Here is a 15,686-nt window from a genome sequence, read left to right as displayed (position 1 = left end):
CACCCGCCGGAAAGACCCTTGCGGGCCTTCCCGGAACGGGACTCGGCTACTTCAGAACGAGCGAGGTCCACGACTTGACCCACTGCTCACGGTTGTCGGCGATCTTCTTGGGGGCCATGGTCTGCGGCTTGTCGACCGTCACGCCGAACTTGCGGAACAGCTCGGGCGTCTGCGCGGCCTCCCGCACCGGGTTCACGAACATCTGGAGCGGCATGTCGTCCTGGAACTTCTTGCTGATCATGAAGTCGAGGAGCGCCTTGCCGCCCTTCTCGTTCTTCGCGCCCTCGAGCAGGCCCGCGTACTCGACCTGGCGGAAGCAGGTGCCGGTGGCGACGCCCGTCGGGGCCTCCTTGGGCTGCGGCTTGGCGTAGAGGACCTCGACGGGCGGCGACGAGGCGTACGACACGACGAGCGGCCGGTCGCCCTTGACCTTCTTGCCGCCGGCCGAGCCGGAGAACTCCTCGTTGTAGGCCTGCTCCCAGCCGTCGACGACCTTGACGCCGTTGGCCTTCAGCTTCTTCCAGTACGACTCCCAGCCGTCGTCGCCGTACTTCGCCGCGGTGCCGAGCACGAAGCCGAGGCCGGGCGAGGACGTCGAGGCGTTCTCGGTGACGAGGAGGTTCTTGTACTGCGGCTTGATCAGGTCGTCGAGCGTCTTCGGCGGCGCCAGCTTCTTGTCGGCGAAGTACTTCTTGTCGTAGTTCACGCAGATGTCGCCGGAGTCGATGGGCGTGACGCGCTTCTCGCCCCCGGCGAGCCGGTACTGCGGCAGGATCAGGTCCGCGCCCTTGGCCTCGTACGACGCGAAGACGTCGTTGTCGAGGGCCCGCGAGAGCAGGGTGTTGTCGACGCCGAAGAAGACGTCGCCCTGCGGGTTGCCCTTGGACAGGATCGCCTTGTTCACGGCCTGCCCGGCGTCGCCGTCCTCCAGGACGCGGACCTTGTAGCCGGAGGTCTTCTCGAAGTCCTTCAGGACGCTCTTGGAGACGTTGAAGGAGTCGTGTGTCACGAGGGTCACGGACTTGGAGTCCGAGGCCTTGGAGCCGCTGTCCGAGCTGCACGCGGTGACCGCGACGAGCCCGAGGCCCACGGCGGCGGCCGTGACCGAGGCCTTCTTGATGGTGCTCACGAAAACATTCCTCCTGGAGTTGACCAGGAAGAGACGCGGCCCCGCCCGGGACCGACGGATCGGCGTCCCGGGCAGGGCGCAACAGCTTGAGTAGCGACCGAACTTCCTACCCAGAATGACCTGGGCGAGGTTCAGAGGGTCTGCGGCCGATTACCGCACTCTCAGCGCTGTGGCGCTCCCCTGTCGGAATATGAAGATGTACTGACGCCGCCAGACTACCTCTCGGCCGCCGCGAGCTGCCCGCACGCCCCGTCGATCTCCTGGCCGCGGGTGTCACGGACGGTGACCGGCACCCCATGGGCCGCGATGGCCTCGACGAAGGCCTTCTCGTCCTCGGGCCGCGACGCCGTCCACTTCGATCCTGGCGTGGGGTTCAGCGGGATCAGGTTGACGTGCACCGGCTTGCCTCTGAGCAGCCGCCCGAGCCGGTCGCCACGCCATGCCTGGTCGTTGATGTCCCGGATGAGCGCGTACTCGATGGACAGGCGGCGGCCCGACTTGGCCGCGTACTCCCAGCCGGCGTCCAGGACCTCGCGCACCTTCCAGCGCGTGTTGACCGGGACCAGGGTGTCGCGCAGCTCGTCGTCGGGGGCGTGCAGCGAGATGGCGAGGCGGCACTTGAAGCCCTCGTCCGCGAACCGGTGGATGGCGGGCACCAGGCCGACCGTGGACACCGTGATGCCGCGCTGCGAGAGGCCCACGCCGTCCGGCTCGGGGTCGGTGAGGCGGCGGATCGCTCCCGTCACGCGGTTGTAGTTCGCCAGCGGCTCGCCCATGCCCATGAAGACGATGTTCGACAGGCGGGCCGGGCCGCCCGGGATCTCGCCGTCGCGCAGGGCCCGCATGCCGTCGACGATCTGGTGCACGATCTCGGCGGTCGACAGGTTCCGGTCGAGACCGGCCTGGCCCGTGGCGCAGAACGGGCAGTTCATCCCGCAGCCCGCCTGGGAGCTGATGCACATGGTGACCCGGTCGGGGTAGCGCATGAGCACCGACTCCACCAGCGTGCCGTCGAAGAGCCGCCACAGCGTCTTGCGGGTGGTGTCCTCGTCGCAGCTGATGTGCCGCACGACCGACATCAGCTCAGGAAGCAGCGCCTCCTGGAGCTTGCCGCGCGCTCCGGCAGGGATGTCCGTCCACTGCTCGGGGTCGTGGGCGTACCGGGCGAAGTAGTGCTGCGAGAGCTGCTTGGCGCGGAACGGCTTCTCACCGATGGCGGCGACGGCTTCCTTCCGCTCGGCGGGCGTGAGGTCGGCGAGGTGCCGCGGCGGCTTCTTGGCTCCGCGGGGGGCGACAAAGGTGAGTTCTCCGGGCTTAGGCATGGTGAACCCATTGTCCCAGAGATACGAAGAGGGGCCCGCACCCTGTGGATAACGAGCCCCTACGCGCAGAACAGCAGGTCAGAACGGATGCGCGGCGCCGCTCAGCCGGAGCCGACGAATGCCACGAGCAGCAGCCACACCACCGGCGCCGTCGGCAGCAGGGAGTCGAGCCGGTCCATGATCCCGCCGTGGCCGGGCAGCAGTGTGCCCATGTCCTTGATGCCGAGGTCCCGCTTGATCATCGACTCGCCGAGGTCGCCGAGCGTCGCGCTCGCCGCCACCGCGAGGCCGATGAGCAGGCCCTGCCACCAGGTCCCGTCGTCGATCAGGAAGTGCATGCACAGCGCGCCCGCCACCATCGCGAAGGTCACCGCGCCGAGCAGGCCCTCGCGGGTCTTGCCGGGGCTGATGCGGGGAGCGAGCTTGTGCCTGCCGAAGCGCCAGCCGATCGCGTACGCCCCGGTGTCGCTGACCACCGTGAGGACCAGGAAGGTCAGCACCCGCTGCGGACCGTCGTCCGCGGTGAGCATCAGCGCGACGAACGTCGCGAGGAACGGGACGTAGAAGGCCGCGAAGACACCGGCCGTGACGTCCTTCAGATAGCCCTCGGGCGGCTCGGTCATACGCCAGACGAGTACCGCGAGGGCGGTCAGCGCCATCGCCACCCAGGCGCCCTCGGCCCCGCGGACGTACCCGGCGACAACCATCGCGGCGCCGCCGACCGCGAGCGGTACGAGCGGCGCCTTGATGCCCTTGCGCTCCTCCAGGCGTGACGTCAGCTCCCAGAGGCCGACCACCACGGCGACCGCTATGACGCCGACGAAGACGGCCTTCACGATGAACAGCGAGGCCACGATGACCGCGCCGAGACCCACGCCGACACCTATGGCCGCCCCGAGGTCACGGCCCGCGCTCTTCTTCTTCGGCGGGGCTGGGGCGGGCTGTGCTGCGCCGGTCATGGGCTCCTGCGGCTTCTGCGCGGGGTGCGCTGAGGGCGCGGGCGGCATCCCGTCACGGAACAGGGGGCCGCTCGGCTGAGCAGCCCCCCGGTCGTCGTCCTGGTGTCCGCCGCTCGCGGCTACGTCGGGAACGATGGGCATGGGCTGAGTCTCCGAAGGAGTCAGTGCATCCTGCGCATCGTATGCGGGACCCGCCGGGGCAGCACCCTGGACCGGTCCCTGGTCGGGCGCCCCCCAGTACCCGGCTCTGGACGGCGCCCCCCAGGAAGTGTCGTTCACGGAGTTCGGATTCCTCAGACCTAGATCGGACGTCGAGTCGGACTCGATCAGACCTCGAGCAGCTCGGATTCCTTGTGCTTGAGCAGCTCGTCCACCTGGGCGACGTACTTGGAGGTGGTGTCGTCGAGCTCCTTCTCGGCGCGACGGCCCTCGTCCTCGCCGATGTCGCCGTCCTTGATCGCCTTGTCGAAGGCCTCCTTGGCCTTGCGACGGATCGACCGGATCGAGATCTTGGAGTCCTCGGCCTTGGTCTTGGCGACCTTGATGTACTCCTTGCGACGGTCCTGGGTGAGCTCCGGGAAGGTCACCCGGATGATGTTTCCGTCGTTGCTCGGGTTGACGCCGAGGTCCGAGTCGCGGATCGCCTGCTCGATGTTGCGCAGCGCGGTCTTGTCGAACGGGGTCACCACGGCCATGCGCGGCTCGGGCACCGAGAACGAGGCCAGCTGGTTGATCGGCGTCAGCGCGCCGTAGTAGTCGGCCACGATCTTGTTGAACATCGCCGGGTGGGCACGGCCCGTACGGATCGCGGCGAAGTCCTCCTTGGCGACCACGACGGCCTTCTCCATCTTCTCCTCGGCCTCGAGGAGGGTCTCTTCGATCACCACTTGCTCCTGCGTGTCTTGAGTAGGCCCGGCTTCCAAGGATCGGCCGGCTGCGTCGCGTCTCTTTCCTGCACGGTGTCCGACCGGCAGGGCTTTGTCCATCCCCTCGAGGGGGTCGTCCATCCCCTGGGGGGACGGGCGTGGCTCAGGCCCGGGAGTCCTGCTCGCCCACGAGAGTGCCGATCTTCTCACCCTTGACGGCTCGCGCGATATTGCCCTCGGCGAGCAGTTCGAAGACCAGGATGGGCAGCTTGTTGTCCCGGCACAGCGTGACCGCGGTGGCGTCGGCGACCTTCAGGTCACGGGTGATGACCTCGCCGTACCCGAGGGCGTCGAACTTCACCGCGTCCGGGTTGGTCTTGGGGTCGGAGTCGTAGACGCCGTCGACACCGTTCTTGCCCATGAGCAGGGCCTCGGCGTCGATCTCCAGGGCGCGCTGGGCGGCCGTGGTGTCGGTGGAGAAGTAGGGCATGCCCATGCCCGCGCCGAAGATGACGACGCGGCCCTTCTCCAGGTGGCGCACGGCGCGCAGCGGGATGTACGGCTCGGCGACCTGCCCCATGGTGATGGCGGTCTGCACGCGGCAGTCGATGCCCTCCTTCTCCAGGAAGTCCTGGAGGGCCAGGCAGTTCATGACCGTGCCGAGCATGCCCATGTAGTCGGACCGGGCGCGGTCCATGCCGCGCTGCTGGAGTTCGGCGCCGCGGAAGAAGTTGCCACCGCCGATGACGATGGCGATCTCCGCGCCGTCCCGGACGACGGCCGCGATCTCACGGGCGATCTTGTGCACCACATCGGGGTCGACGCCGAGTCCGCCGCCTCCGGCGAACGCCTCGCCGGACAGCTTCAGCAGGAAGCGCCCGGCTACTTTGCCGTCGTCACTCTTGGTGTCGGCCTTGGTCATGGAGTTCTCCTTGTGGTGCACATACGAAGAGGCCATTGCCGGTGGGGTGGTGTACATCCCATCTGCGGCAATGGCCTCCTCGTCAGATCTTGCGGTCGTCCGTCGCGTGCGAAGGCCGGTTGCTCCCGGTGCCTTCGCGTACGGCGTCACTCCCGTCGCGTACGCCGCCGCGCACGCGGGCGACCGCGGTAGACCCTAGCGGGGTCCACCGCCGATCGTGGTTCGGACTCAGATGCCGACCTTGATGCGCGAGAAGCGCTTCAGGGTGACACCGGCCTCGGCCAGGACCTTCTCGACCGACTTCTTGTTGTCGAGGGCGTAGGGCTGACCCAGGAGGGTGGCCTCCTTGAAGAAGCCGTTGACGCGACCCTCGACGATCTTCGGGAGCGCGGCCTCCGGCTTGCCCTCGGCGCGGGTGGTCTCCTCGGCGACACGACGCTCGGCCTCGACGACCTCGGCCGGGACGTCCTCACGGGAGAGGTACTTCGGCGCGAAGGCGGCGATGTGCTGGGCGATGCCCTTGGCGGTCTCGGCGTCGGCCTTGTCCAGCTCGACCAGAACACCGATCTGCGGGGGCAGGTCGGGCATGGTGCGGTGCATGTACGCGAAGACGAAGCCGTCGTTGAACTGCGCGAAGCGGTCCAGGACGATCTTCTCGCCGAGGTTGGCGTTGGCCTCGTCGACGTACGCCTGGACCGTCTTGCCGGGCTCGATCTCGGACGCGAGCAGCGCCTCGAGGTCGGCCGGGGTGGTCTTGGCGACGTGCGCGGCGAGGGCGTTGGCGACGGACTGGAACTTCTCGCCCTTGGCGACGAAGTCGGTCTCGCACTTGAGCTCGACGATGACGCCGGTGGAGTTGTCGTCGGCGATGAGGGAGACCACGGCGCCGTTCTCGGCGGAGCGGCCCTCGCGCTTGGCGACGCCCTTCTGGCCCTTGATGCGCAGGGCCTCGACGGCCTTGTCGACGTTGCCGTCGGCCTCGTCGAGCGCCTTCTTGCAGTCCATCATGCCGGCGCCCGTGAGCTCACGGAGCTTCTTGACGTCAGCGGCGGTGTAGTTCGCCATGATTCTCGGAAGTCTTTCTCGAAGTCGAAGATCTACGGGTGAACGGCGGGGGCCGCGCTCGTGGCACGGACCCCCGCCGTCAGCAGCCGATGCTTCAGCAGCCGCCGCTGCTCGCGGCCGGTGTGGCCGCGCGGTCGAGCGGCCGGCGCCGAAGTCAGGCCTGCTCGGCGTCCGCGGCCGGGGCCTCGACGGCCTCGGCCGGCTTCTCGTCGGCCTTCGGGGCCTCGACGGCCTCGGCGGCGTCGGCCTTCGGCGCCTCGTCGGCCTTGGGGGCCTCGGCGTCGTCGGCCTTCTTCTCGCCCTCGAGCAGGTCGCGCTCCCACTCGGCGAGCGGCTCGCCCGCGGCCTTCTCGCCCGGCTTGGAGTCACCGGTGGCGACGCCGGAGCGGGCGATGAGGCCCTCGGCGACGGCGTCGGCGATCACGCGGGTGAGCAGGGTGACGGAGCGGATCGCGTCGTCGTTGCCCGGGATCTTGTAGTCGACCTCGTCGGGGTCGCAGTTGGTGTCGAGGATGGCGACGACCGGGATGTTGAGCTTCCGGGCCTCGCCGACCGCGATGTGCTCCTTCTTGGTGTCCACGATCCAGACGGCGCTGGGCACCTTCTGCATCTCGCGGATACCGCCGAGGGTCTTCTCCAGCTTGGCCTTCTCGCGGGAGAGGACGAGCAGCTCCTTCTTGGTGAGGCCGGAGGCGGCCACATCCTCGAAGTCGATCTGCTCGAGCTCCTTGAGGCGCTGCAGACGCTTGTAGACGGTCGAGAAGTTGGTGAGCATGCCGCCCAGCCAGCGCTGGTTGACGTAGGGCATGCCGACGCGGGTGGCCTGCTCGGCGATGGCCTCCTGCGCCTGCTTCTTCGTGCCGACGAACATGACCGTGCCGCCGTGGGCGACGGTCTCCTTGACGAACTCGTAGGCGCGGTCGATGTACGACAGCGACTGGAGAAGGTCGATGATGTAGATGCCGTTGCGCTCCGTGAAGATGAAGCGCTTCATCTTCGGGTTCCAACGGCGGGTCTGGTGACCGAAGTGGACGCCGCTTTCCAGCAGCTCCCGCATCGTGACGACGGCCATGGCCGTACTCCTTGGTGTTCTCGGTTATGTCCTGACGCCCGGCGCGCGCCGTGCCACGTACTCGTCGTACGGGACCGAAAGGCGCTGACACCGTCGGCTGAGAGCCTGATGTCGGGGCGTGCGAAGTCGACCCGGTGACCCGGATCGCCACATGAAGTGTACGGGACCCGCGAGGCCGCGGGTGACGCCGCTGTCCACAACCGGCTGGTAGTCCACAGTTCCCGGCCATGATCCCTGCGGATCCGTCCGGGACGGGACCGTTCTCGTATGACGTGTGAGCGACTGCCCCGGCTGCGGGGCGTGATGAGTGCGGCGGTGTGGGTGACGGCGCTCCTGGCCCTTGCCTGCTCGTCCGTGGGGGCGGCGGGGGCAGGGCCGGGGCCGCCGGTGCGCCGGGCCGCTCCCCTGGCCGTGGAGCCCGAGCCGCCGCCGGGGGCTGGCCGGGGGCGGGTTCCGGTCGTGGGCCGCGTGTGGCCGGTGGGGGTGCGTCCGTTGGTGGTACGGGGGTGGGAGCCGCCGGCGACGGAGTACGGGCCGGGGCACCGGGGCGTGGACCTGGCGGCGGCGCCCGGCTCCGCGGTCCGGGCGGTGGCCCCGGGGCGGGTGTTCTTCGCGGGGCGGGTGGGCGGTCGCGGGGTGGTCTCCGTGGAGCTGTCGGGCACGGGGACCCCTCCCCTGCGGGCGACCTACGAGCCGGTGCGGGCCGCGGTGCGCAAGGGCGCCAGGGTGGCCGCGGGCGAGATCCTGGGCACGGTCGAGCCCGCCCCTCGCTCCCACTGCGCCACGTCCTGCGTCCACTGGGGCCTGCTCAGAGCGGACGCCTACCTGAACCCCTTGGTCCTGCTTCCCCCGTGGCTCCTGGGCCACCGCCCCGCCCGCCTGCTGCCGTTGTCGGGAGCACCGGCAGTTGCGCTGTGGGCAATCGTGCCGCAGGGCGGCACGGGTGGGCACAGCCCACGGTTCCGGGCGCCTTGAAACCCCACACGGACCGAAGTCGCCCTCCGGCCCGCCTCGCCAAGAGCCCCGGAAGTCCCACAAGGCCCCCGGCCGGACCTAGCCCCGAACCCCTCGCAACGCCATGGCCACGGCAGCCTCCGTGATGGCACCGGGCTCCTCGGCCACGCCGAGCTCGATCCGCCGCACTGCGGCATCCACGATTCCCTGCAGCAGCATCGCGGCCATCCTCGGCTCCTTGTGCCCCAGCGCCGCCAACGCCTCCACGATCATCGCCACGAGCCCCCCGTGCGCGGCCCGGATCTTCTCGCGTGCCCCGGCGTCCAGCTCACTCGCCGAGATCGCCACCACGGCCCGGTGCCGCCGGTCCCCGACCAGCGCGAGCTGCCGCCGCACATAGGCCTCGACCTGTGCCTCGGGCGTCTCGGCCGCCTCCATGGCCGCCGAGACCTCCGCCGCCCAGACGGGGAAGTCGACCTCGCAGAGCTCTTCGACGACGGCGGCGCGTGAGCGGAAGTACTCGTAGACGGACGAGCGCGCGAGGCCCGTGCGCTCGGCGAGCGCCGGGAACGTCAGCACCTCCGTACCGCCCTCGGACAGCAGGGATCGCGCGGCGTCCAGCAGGGCGCCTCGCTGCATCGACCGGTGCTCGGCCACAGAGGCCGCTCGAATCCTTGGCACGCCCCCACTTTACGGACGCGACGCCCGCCATGGGAGCCCGCCAGGCAGCCATTCCTCCTGGCAGCGACGGCGCGGCCGCAGGGGCAGGGCGCGGACGCAGTGCGGGCGGGGGTGCAGGCCGGGCGCGAGGGGGACGCGGACGGGGCGCGGGCAGGGACGATTCAGCGCGCTCACCGCCGCCCTCACCGACCAAAACTGGCCAGCTTCGCGCGGAGCTGGAGCACCGACTTCGTGTGGATCTGGCTGACCCTGCTCTCCGTCACACCGAGCACATTGCCGATCTCGGCGAGCGTGAGCCCTTCGTAGTAGTACAGCGTCACGACGGTCTTCTCCCGCTCGGGCAGCGTGTTGATCGCCCGCGCCAGAAGCCGTCGCAGCTCACGGTCCTCGGCGACCTCGACGGGGTTGTCGGCGGCCGTGTCCTCCAGCGTGTCCATCAGGCTCAGCCGGTCGCCCTCGCCGCCGACGTGAAGCAGCTCCTCCAGGGCGACGACGTTCGCCAGCGACAACTGGCTGAAGACCGCGTGCAGTTCCTCCACCTGGATGCCCATCTCGGCGGCGACCTCGCCCTCGGACGGGGTGCGCCGCAGCCGCGCCTCCAGGGTGGCGTAGGCCCGCTCCACGTTGCGCGCCTTCTGCCGCACGGACCGGGGGATCCAGTCGAGCGCCCGCAGCTCGTCGATCATCGCGCCCCGGATCCGCGTGATCGCGTATGTCTCGAACTTGATCGACCGGTCGATGTCGAACTTCTCGATCGCGTCGATGAGCCCGAAGACCCCCGACGACACGAAGTCCGCCTGCTCGACATTGGGCGGCAGGCCGACGCTCACGCGGCCCGCGACGTACTTCACGAGGGGTGAGTAGTGCAGGATCAGCTGCTCGCGCAGCCGCCCGTCACCCGTCGTCTTGTACGACCGCCACAGCTCGTCCAGCGACGTGGGAGCGGGTGGCCGCTCCCGCTCGCCGCTTCGGGCGGCTGGGGGAACTGCCGCCCGGTCGGACCCTGACGTGTGCTGGGGCATGCGTCGCCTTGAGCCGTTCTGCCGTGAACTGGAAAAGTTGCCGGATTTTGTGAGGTTGTGGTTTTGCGTGAAGTGAATGAGGTTGTCCGTCTGATTGCCTGTCTGCACCGGATTCGTCGTGAGCGTAGCGTGACTGAAGTGTCGCAGTGAGCGAAGAGTATGGGATCGCACGTACGCAGATACGTTCCGCTTGACTCCCTAAGGGATCACACCCGTCGCGCTCCGTGACCGAACCGACCCGCCAACTGCGTGATTTCCCAAGGTCGTCGAGGGTTCATCCGTCCGGCGCAACACGCACCGTCACGCATCACCCCCTTCCGGAAAGACCGACAGAAACGCCTGGCGTGTCAACTGCCAGCCATCGCCGTGTCGTTCGACGAACCCGAGCGAGCGAAGTTCGTACAGCCGGACGACCGCATCGTCCGCACTGGTGCCCGCCTCTCGCGCGACCTCCCGGACCCCGGCGCTCCCCCGGGCCGGCAGCGCGGCAAGGACCCGCGCCGCCCCGGGGTCGAGCAGATCGCGCGGCACCACAGGACCCCGCCGCCTGGGCGCGAGGTCTCCCATGTCCCCGACCAGCTCCACGACTTCGGCGGCATCCCCGACCAGCACGGCGTCCCCGCGCAGGAGTTCGTGCACCCCCGCCGAGAGGCCGCTGGTGACGGGCCCGGGCACGCCCATCGTGTGTCTCCCGAGGTCCCGCGCGCAGCGTGCCGTGACCAGCGCGCCGCTGCGGTAGGCGGCCTCCACGACGACCGTGCCCCGGGTGAGGGCCGCGATCACCCTGTTCCTGAGGATGAACCTGCTCGGCGTCGGGTGGTCGCCGGGCGGCAACTCCCCCACGACGAGCCCCTGTTCCGCGATCCGCCCGATCAACTGCGCGTGCCCCCGGGGATAGGGCCTGTCGACCCCGCACGCGAGCACCGCCACGGTGGCGCCGCCCGCGCCCAGAGCACCCCGGTGCGCGGCGCCATCCACGCCGTACGCACCACCGGACACCACAACCCACCCGCGCTCGGCCAGGCCCGCGCCGAGACCTGCCGCCACGTGCGCCCCGTACTCCGTGCAGGCGCGCGCCCCCACGACCGCCACCGACCTGAGCGCCCAGATCCGCAGGGACGGATGCCCCCGCACCCACAGCCCGACCGGCCGCGCGTCCCCCAGGTCGTCCAACTGAGCGGGCCACTCGGCATCCCCCGGCATCACGAACCGCGCCCCGGCCGCGGCGGCCGTCTCCAGATCCCGCACCGCCCGCACCCGCCGGGCCCGCGCCCGCAACCCCTCCCACCGCTTGGCCGTCACCCCCGGCAACCGCGCCTCCGGCCCAACCCCCTCGAGGCCTTGGAGGACCCCCCTGCCCTCCGTCCCGCCTCGGCCGTCGGCCCCGGCAACACCGTCGGACCCAGCCACACCGTCGACCTCAGCAACACTGTCGGTCCCAGGAACACCACCGTTCCTGTCACCCCCGCCGCCCCCGTCGGCCCTGTCGGCCCTGTCGACCCTGCCGATCCCGTCAGCCCCGTCAGGCCCGTCGACCAAGCACCGCAGCACCGCGACGGCTCCCCACTCCCGCAGCCACCGTCCGCCCACGGCGTCCCCGGGCTCAAGCACCCGGGTCAGGGCGACACGGGCCAGACGTTCGTCGTCGGGGAGGGCAGGGCGTGCCTCGTGCGACGAGCCTGGGTCCGGTTCGGACGAAGGCCCCTCCCCCGGGTGTTCCAGCGGTGCCTCGTCCGGCACCCCCCTCACGGCCGCGCCCCAACCACCATCGGCACCCCCCGTGGCACCCCCGTACGCAGTTGCAGCGCCAGGGCCACATCGGATGCGTCGGGGCGGTCGTGGCCCGCGAGGTCGGCCACCGTCCAGGCCACCCGGAGGACGCGGTCGAGGCCGCGGGCCGTGAGGAAGCCGCGCTCCAGGCCGTGCTCGGCCTCGGCCATGGCGCCGGGGACCGCGTGCCAGCGGCTGCGCAGTTCGTGGCCGGGGACGTCGGCGTTGGTGCGCCAAGGCGTGCCCTCCAGGCGGGCGACCGTGCGCTCCCGGGCGGCGCGCACGCGGTCGGCCACGACCTGGGTGGACTCGCCTCGCGCCCCCTGCGCGGTGAGCTCGGAGCGGGTGACGGGCTCCACGACGACGCGCAGGTCGACGCGGTCGAGGAGGGGCCCTGAGAGCCTGGCCTGGTAGCGCCGGATGCTGTTCGGAGAGCAGTCGCAGCTGTCGCCGGTCAGGCTGAAGCGGCCGCACGGACAGGGGTTCGCGGCGAGGAGCAGGAGGAAGCGCGAGGGCAGCCGCACCACGCCGGCGCTGCGGGCGATCACGACGTACCCGGACTCCAGGGGTTGGCGGAGCGCGTCCAGGGCGTGGCCGCTGAACTCGGGTGCCTCGTCGAGGAACAGCACTCCGCGGTGGGCGAGCGAGACCGCTCCGGGCCGGGCGAGGCCCTTGCCGCCGCCCACGAGCGACTGCATGGTCGCGGAGTGGTGGGGCGCGCAGAACGGCGGGATGTCCACCAGCGGCTTGCCGGGCGGCAGCATGCCCGCGATCGAGTGGACGGCCGTCACCTCCAAGGACTCGGCCCTGGACAGCCTGGGCATGATCGTCGGCATCCGCTCGGCGAGCATGGTCTTGCCCGCACCCGGCGGCCCCTGCAGGAACGTGTGGTGCCCGCCGGCCGCGGCCACCTCGATCGCCGTCCGCGCCGACAGCTGGCCGACCACGTCCGCGAGGTCGTGCCGCTGGTCGTGCTCCGAGGTGCCGACGCCGCTCACCCCGGTCCCCAGGCCCGCCCCGGGCAGGGTCAGGCCCGCCATCAGCGGGTCCGGGCGCCCCGTCTCGGCGGGGTCCTCCTCCGGGACGGGCTCGTCGGTGAGCACCGCGATGAGCTGCCGCAGGCTGCGCACCCCGAGGACGGACACGCCGGGCACCAGTGCGGCCTCCGCCACCGTGCACTCCGGCACGACCACTTGCTCATAGCCCGCGTCCGCCGCCGCGAGGACGGCGGGCAGCACCCCGCGCACCGGGCGCACCCGGCCGTCGAGCCCCAGCTCGCCGATCATCACGATGTCGGCGAGCACGCGGGGGTCGATCCGCTCCGACGCGCCGAGGACGGCGCAGGCGACGGCCAGGTCGAAGCCGCTGCCGCCCTTGGGCACGGACGCGGGGCTCAGGCCGACCGTGAGCTTCTTCTGCGGCCACTCGCCCCCGGAGTTGACGACCGCCGCCCTGACCCGGTCCCGGCTCTCCGTGAGGCTCTTGTCGGGCAGACCCACCAGCGTGAACGCGGCGACGCCCGGCTCCAGGTCGGCCTGCACCTCGACGACGACGCCCTCGACGCCGACCAGGGCCACCGAACATGTGCGCGCGAATCCCATCAGGCCACTCCCCGCGCGTGCTCGACCACGGGCGCGCCGCGCTCGGGCACGACGACGCCCACCAGGTCGATGCGCACACCGCCCGGTGGTGCCCCGCCGTGTTCCTGGAGCCAGCGCTCGGCCAGGCCGCGCAGACGCTGGGCCTTGGCGGGGGTCACCGCCGCCATCGGGTGCTGGAAGGACGGCTCCCTGCGGGTCTTCACCTCGCAGACGACCAGGGCGTCGCCGTCGCGGGCCACGATGTCGATCTCGCCCGTCCTGCCGCCGCGCCAATTGCGGTCAAGGACCGTCATCCCGGCCTCGGCCAGCCGCCGCGCGGCCAGCTCTTCGCCGTACTTGCCGAGTGCGCCTCGTGCGTTCATGTCGGCACCACCTCCGACACCCACGGTCACGTGGCGGGCCCGCACTATTGGATCTTGGTGCGTTACTGACGGGTTGTGGAAAGCTCCGTCACCCGGCCGTGTCGGAACTCGCCCGTGCCGGAACTCGACCCAGCCGGAGGCGGGGGCTCAGCCTCCCGGCAACTCGAGGTCACTCTTGTTCAGCTCCTCGATGTTCACGTCCTTGAACGTGAGCACTCGGACCTGCTTGACGAACCGCGCCGGTCGGTACATGTCCCACACCCAGGCGTCCGCCATCGACACCTCGAAGAACACCTCGCCCTGGACCGAGTGCACCTGCATCTCGTAGTCGTTCGTGAGGTAGAAGCGCCGCTCGGTCTCGATCACGTATTTGAACAGTCCGACGACGTCTCGGTACTCCCGGTAGAGCTTCAGCTCCATCTCGGTCTCGTACTTCTCGAGGTCCTCGGCGCTCATGGCATGTTCCCCTTCAGCCGTGCGTCCCCCTATTGTGCGCCAGCCCCGGGAGGCCCTACACGATTTCCGTGTCCAAGGTCTCGGGCGTGCTCGGAGGACCCTCGTCGAGCAGCTTGCGCAGCAACTCGGCGAGCCTGGTCGGATACACCGTCTCATGGGCCCGGGCCAGTTCCTGGCACGTCCACCAGCGCGCTCCGGCGACGCTGCGCCGCTCAAGGTCGGTCAGGCCCTCCGCGCGCGTCACCGTCTGCGCGGTTCGCGCCAGGTAGTACCACTCGTCCTGGTCCCAGCGCCGTCCGGCGAAGGGGAAGGAGCACACCCGGCGCCACAGCACGGGCCCCAGTTCGACGTCTGTGATTCCGGTCTCCTCGGCGAGCTCGCGCAGCGCGGCCTCGGCGTGCGTCTCGTCGCCCTCCAGGCCGCCGCCCGGCGTGAACCACCAGTCGTCGGCCCTGTCCGCCCGGCTCGTACCCGTGCAGCAGCAGGATCCGGTCCTCGGGGTCCAGGAGCACGACCCGCGCCACCTTGCGCAGCGGCCGTCCCGCCACCGCGTCGGCGCCCGCCGCCACCGTGCCGTCCGCGGCCCCGGCCGTCCCCGTCACGTCCTCAGCCGACACCAGCGGCCTCCGCGGTCCCACCGGCCCCACCAGGCCCACCAGACCCGCCAGAACCACCGGCCCCGCCGGAGCCACCCGCCCCGCCCCGCTCGCGGCCGCCCCGCCGCGCCCGCTTGGCGATCGGCCCGTACGCCGCCCCGCCGAGGACCAGCGCCGCGCCCACCACCACCGAGGCGAGGATCAGCCGCAGCGGCCCCGGCTCGGACGTACCGCCGCCCGGCAGGTCGTCGAAGCCGGTGGCGCGGTCGAGCATGCCGTCCAGGGGCCAGGCCACGGCGTCGACACGGGCCTTGACCGCGCTGCGCGGCACGGAGCCCTTGGCGGCGTCCTCCAGGTGCGCGGTGGAGTCCAGCGAGCCGCTGCGCTCGTCGCCGAGCAGGAACAGATGGCCCTTGGGCACGGTGGTCGCGGGAATTCCGGTCGCTGCGGCGCCCATTCCCTTGGGGAGATACGGTTCCTCGATCTGCTTGCCGTTGACCGTCAGCCTGCCGTCCGTGCAGCAGGCGATCCGGTCGCCGCCGACGCCGACGACCCGCTTGACCATGGGCAGGTCGCCCCACGCCTGCTGTCGGAAGACGACGACGTCACCACGGCGCACGTCGTCGCCGTCGACGCGCTCGGCGAGGACGCGGTCGCCCGCGCCGATGGTCGGGGTCATCGAGCCCGTGGGGACCGTGTAGGGCTGGTAGACGAAGGCGCCCCAGACGAAGCCGCCGAGGAAGAGGACACAGCCGAGGGCCACGGCGACTCCCGACAGCGTGCTGCCGAGCCGTCCGTGGCCCTCGTCCGTACGACGTGTCGTGCTCATCCCAGTGCTCCCCCGGCTCGGAGACGACCCCGCGGCCCTCGTACCGAGTATGCGAGCGACGTACGACAACGACGTGCTGC

15 protein-coding genes and 1 pseudogene are annotated in these 15,686 nt (G+C 70.8%); 1 reads left to right on the top strand and 15 read right to left on the bottom strand.

The window, feature by feature from the left end:
• Positions 1 to 46: 46 nt before the first annotated feature.
• From OO63_RS16540 to rpsB, 7 genes are all read right to left on the bottom strand, one after another.
• The gene (locus tag OO63_RS16540; protein ID WP_030361998.1) at positions 47 to 1,129 is read right to left on the bottom strand and encodes a thiamine ABC transporter substrate-binding protein; all 1,083 of its coding nucleotides are present in this window, start codon (positions 1,127 to 1,129) and stop codon (positions 47 to 49) included.
• Positions 1,130 to 1,344: 215 nt separating this feature from the next.
• Positions 1,345 to 2,451 (bottom strand): dual-specificity RNA methyltransferase RlmN, encoded by a 1,107-nt coding sequence (rlmN, locus tag OO63_RS16535; RefSeq protein WP_030361997.1) that lies wholly within the window; start codon positions 2,449 to 2,451, stop codon positions 1,345 to 1,347.
• Positions 2,452 to 2,552: 101 nt separating this feature from the next.
• A complete protein-coding gene (locus OO63_RS16530; protein WP_078619173.1) occupies positions 2,553 to 3,689 on the bottom strand; it encodes a phosphatidate cytidylyltransferase in 1,137 nt (378 codons plus the stop codon).
• Between the two features lie 47 nt (positions 3,690 to 3,736).
• Complete coding sequence (frr, locus tag OO63_RS16525) at positions 3,737 to 4,294, bottom strand: ribosome recycling factor (protein ID WP_030361995.1); 558 nt, start codon at positions 4,292 to 4,294, stop codon at positions 3,737 to 3,739.
• Positions 4,295 to 4,439: 145 nt separating this feature from the next.
• On the bottom strand, positions 4,440 to 5,198 hold the full coding sequence (gene pyrH, locus OO63_RS16520) for a UMP kinase (RefSeq protein WP_030361994.1): 759 nt from the start codon (positions 5,196 to 5,198) through the stop codon (positions 4,440 to 4,442).
• A 228-nt stretch (positions 5,199 to 5,426) separates the two neighbouring features.
• A complete protein-coding gene (gene tsf / locus OO63_RS16515; RefSeq protein ID WP_030361993.1) occupies positions 5,427 to 6,263 on the bottom strand; it encodes a translation elongation factor Ts in 837 nt (278 codons plus the stop codon).
• Between the two features lie 154 nt (positions 6,264 to 6,417).
• Entirely contained in the window at positions 6,418 to 7,335 is a 918-nt protein-coding gene (rpsB, locus tag OO63_RS16510; RefSeq protein WP_030361992.1) for a 30S ribosomal protein S2, read from the bottom strand.
• Between the two features lie 267 nt (positions 7,336 to 7,602).
• On the opposite strand from rpsB, the gene OO63_RS16505 reads away from it, so the two are divergent.
• Positions 7,603 to 8,310, top strand: a complete 708-nt coding sequence (locus tag OO63_RS16505) for a M23 family metallopeptidase (RefSeq protein ID WP_078619172.1) — start codon at positions 7,603 to 7,605, stop codon at positions 8,308 to 8,310.
• 78 nt (positions 8,311 to 8,388) lie between these two features.
• On the opposite strand, the gene OO63_RS16500 is transcribed toward OO63_RS16505, so the two are convergent.
• The 8 genes and pseudogenes from OO63_RS16500 to lepB form a co-directional block, all read right to left on the bottom strand.
• Entirely contained in the window at positions 8,389 to 8,946 is a 558-nt protein-coding gene (locus OO63_RS16500) for a TetR/AcrR family transcriptional regulator (protein ID WP_030361990.1), read from the bottom strand.
• A 206-nt stretch (positions 8,947 to 9,152) separates the two neighbouring features.
• Complete coding sequence (gene whiG, locus OO63_RS16495; protein WP_030361989.1) at positions 9,153 to 9,992, bottom strand: RNA polymerase sigma factor WhiG; 840 nt, start codon at positions 9,990 to 9,992, stop codon at positions 9,153 to 9,155.
• Between the two features lie 300 nt (positions 9,993 to 10,292).
• Entirely contained in the window at positions 10,293 to 11,627 is a 1,335-nt protein-coding gene (dprA, locus tag OO63_RS16490; protein ID WP_234311372.1) for a DNA-processing protein DprA, read from the bottom strand.
• Positions 11,628 to 11,737: 110 nt separating this feature from the next.
• Positions 11,738 to 13,363, bottom strand: a complete 1,626-nt coding sequence (locus OO63_RS16485) for a YifB family Mg chelatase-like AAA ATPase (protein WP_030361987.1) — start codon at positions 13,361 to 13,363, stop codon at positions 11,738 to 11,740.
• Positions 13,363 to 13,755 carry a YraN family protein gene (locus tag OO63_RS16480; protein ID WP_106983480.1) on the bottom strand — a complete coding sequence of 131 codons (393 nt, stop codon included), beginning with the start codon at positions 13,753 to 13,755 and terminating at the stop codon, positions 13,363 to 13,365. Before OO63_RS16480 ends, OO63_RS16485 begins: the two co-directional genes overlap by 1 nt.
• Before the next feature lie 117 nt (positions 13,756 to 13,872).
• Positions 13,873 to 14,181 (bottom strand): DUF2469 domain-containing protein, encoded by a 309-nt coding sequence (locus OO63_RS16475; protein WP_003965949.1) that lies wholly within the window; start codon positions 14,179 to 14,181, stop codon positions 13,873 to 13,875.
• A 55-nt stretch (positions 14,182 to 14,236) separates the two neighbouring features.
• A pseudogene (locus OO63_RS41465) lies at positions 14,237 to 14,750 on the bottom strand (NUDIX hydrolase).
• Between the two features lie 37 nt (positions 14,751 to 14,787).
• Positions 14,788 to 15,606 carry a signal peptidase I gene (gene lepB, locus OO63_RS16465; protein WP_033264181.1) on the bottom strand — a complete coding sequence of 273 codons (819 nt, stop codon included), beginning with the start codon at positions 15,604 to 15,606 and terminating at the stop codon, positions 14,788 to 14,790.
• Positions 15,607 to 15,686: the final 80 nt, after the last annotated feature.

The sequence above is a fragment of the Streptomyces alboflavus genome (assembly GCF_000716675.1).
In the GTDB taxonomy this organism is placed as follows: Bacteria; Actinomycetota; Actinomycetes; order Streptomycetales; family Streptomycetaceae; genus Streptomyces; species Streptomyces alboflavus.
The sequence above is the reverse complement of the archived record's forward strand: the minus strand, read 5'-3'. Positions and strand labels throughout refer to the sequence as shown.

Coding starts and splice junctions, on each gene's coding strand:
- rlmN (WP_030361997.1), bottom strand. CDS start 2,451: ATGCCTAAGCCCGGAGAACTCACCTTTGTCGCCCCCCGCGGAGCCAAG.
- lepB (WP_033264181.1), bottom strand. CDS start 15,606: ATGAGCACGACACGTCGTACGGACGAGGGCCACGGACGGCTCGGCAGC.
- OO63_RS16505 (WP_078619172.1), top strand. CDS start 7,603: ATGACGTGTGAGCGACTGCCCCGGCTGCGGGGCGTGATGAGTGCGGCG.
- OO63_RS16475 (WP_003965949.1), bottom strand. CDS start 14,181: ATGAGCGCCGAGGACCTCGAGAAGTACGAGACCGAGATGGAGCTGAAG.
- rpsB (WP_030361992.1), bottom strand. CDS start 7,335: ATGGCCGTCGTCACGATGCGGGAGCTGCTGGAAAGCGGCGTCCACTTC.
- whiG (WP_030361989.1), bottom strand. CDS start 9,992: ATGCCCCAGCACACGTCAGGGTCCGACCGGGCGGCAGTTCCCCCAGCC.
- tsf (WP_030361993.1), bottom strand. CDS start 6,263: ATGGCGAACTACACCGCCGCTGACGTCAAGAAGCTCCGTGAGCTCACG.
- OO63_RS16485 (WP_030361987.1), bottom strand. CDS start 13,363: ATGGGATTCGCGCGCACATGTTCGGTGGCCCTGGTCGGCGTCGAGGGC.
- pyrH (WP_030361994.1), bottom strand. CDS start 5,198: ATGACCAAGGCCGACACCAAGAGTGACGACGGCAAAGTAGCCGGGCGC.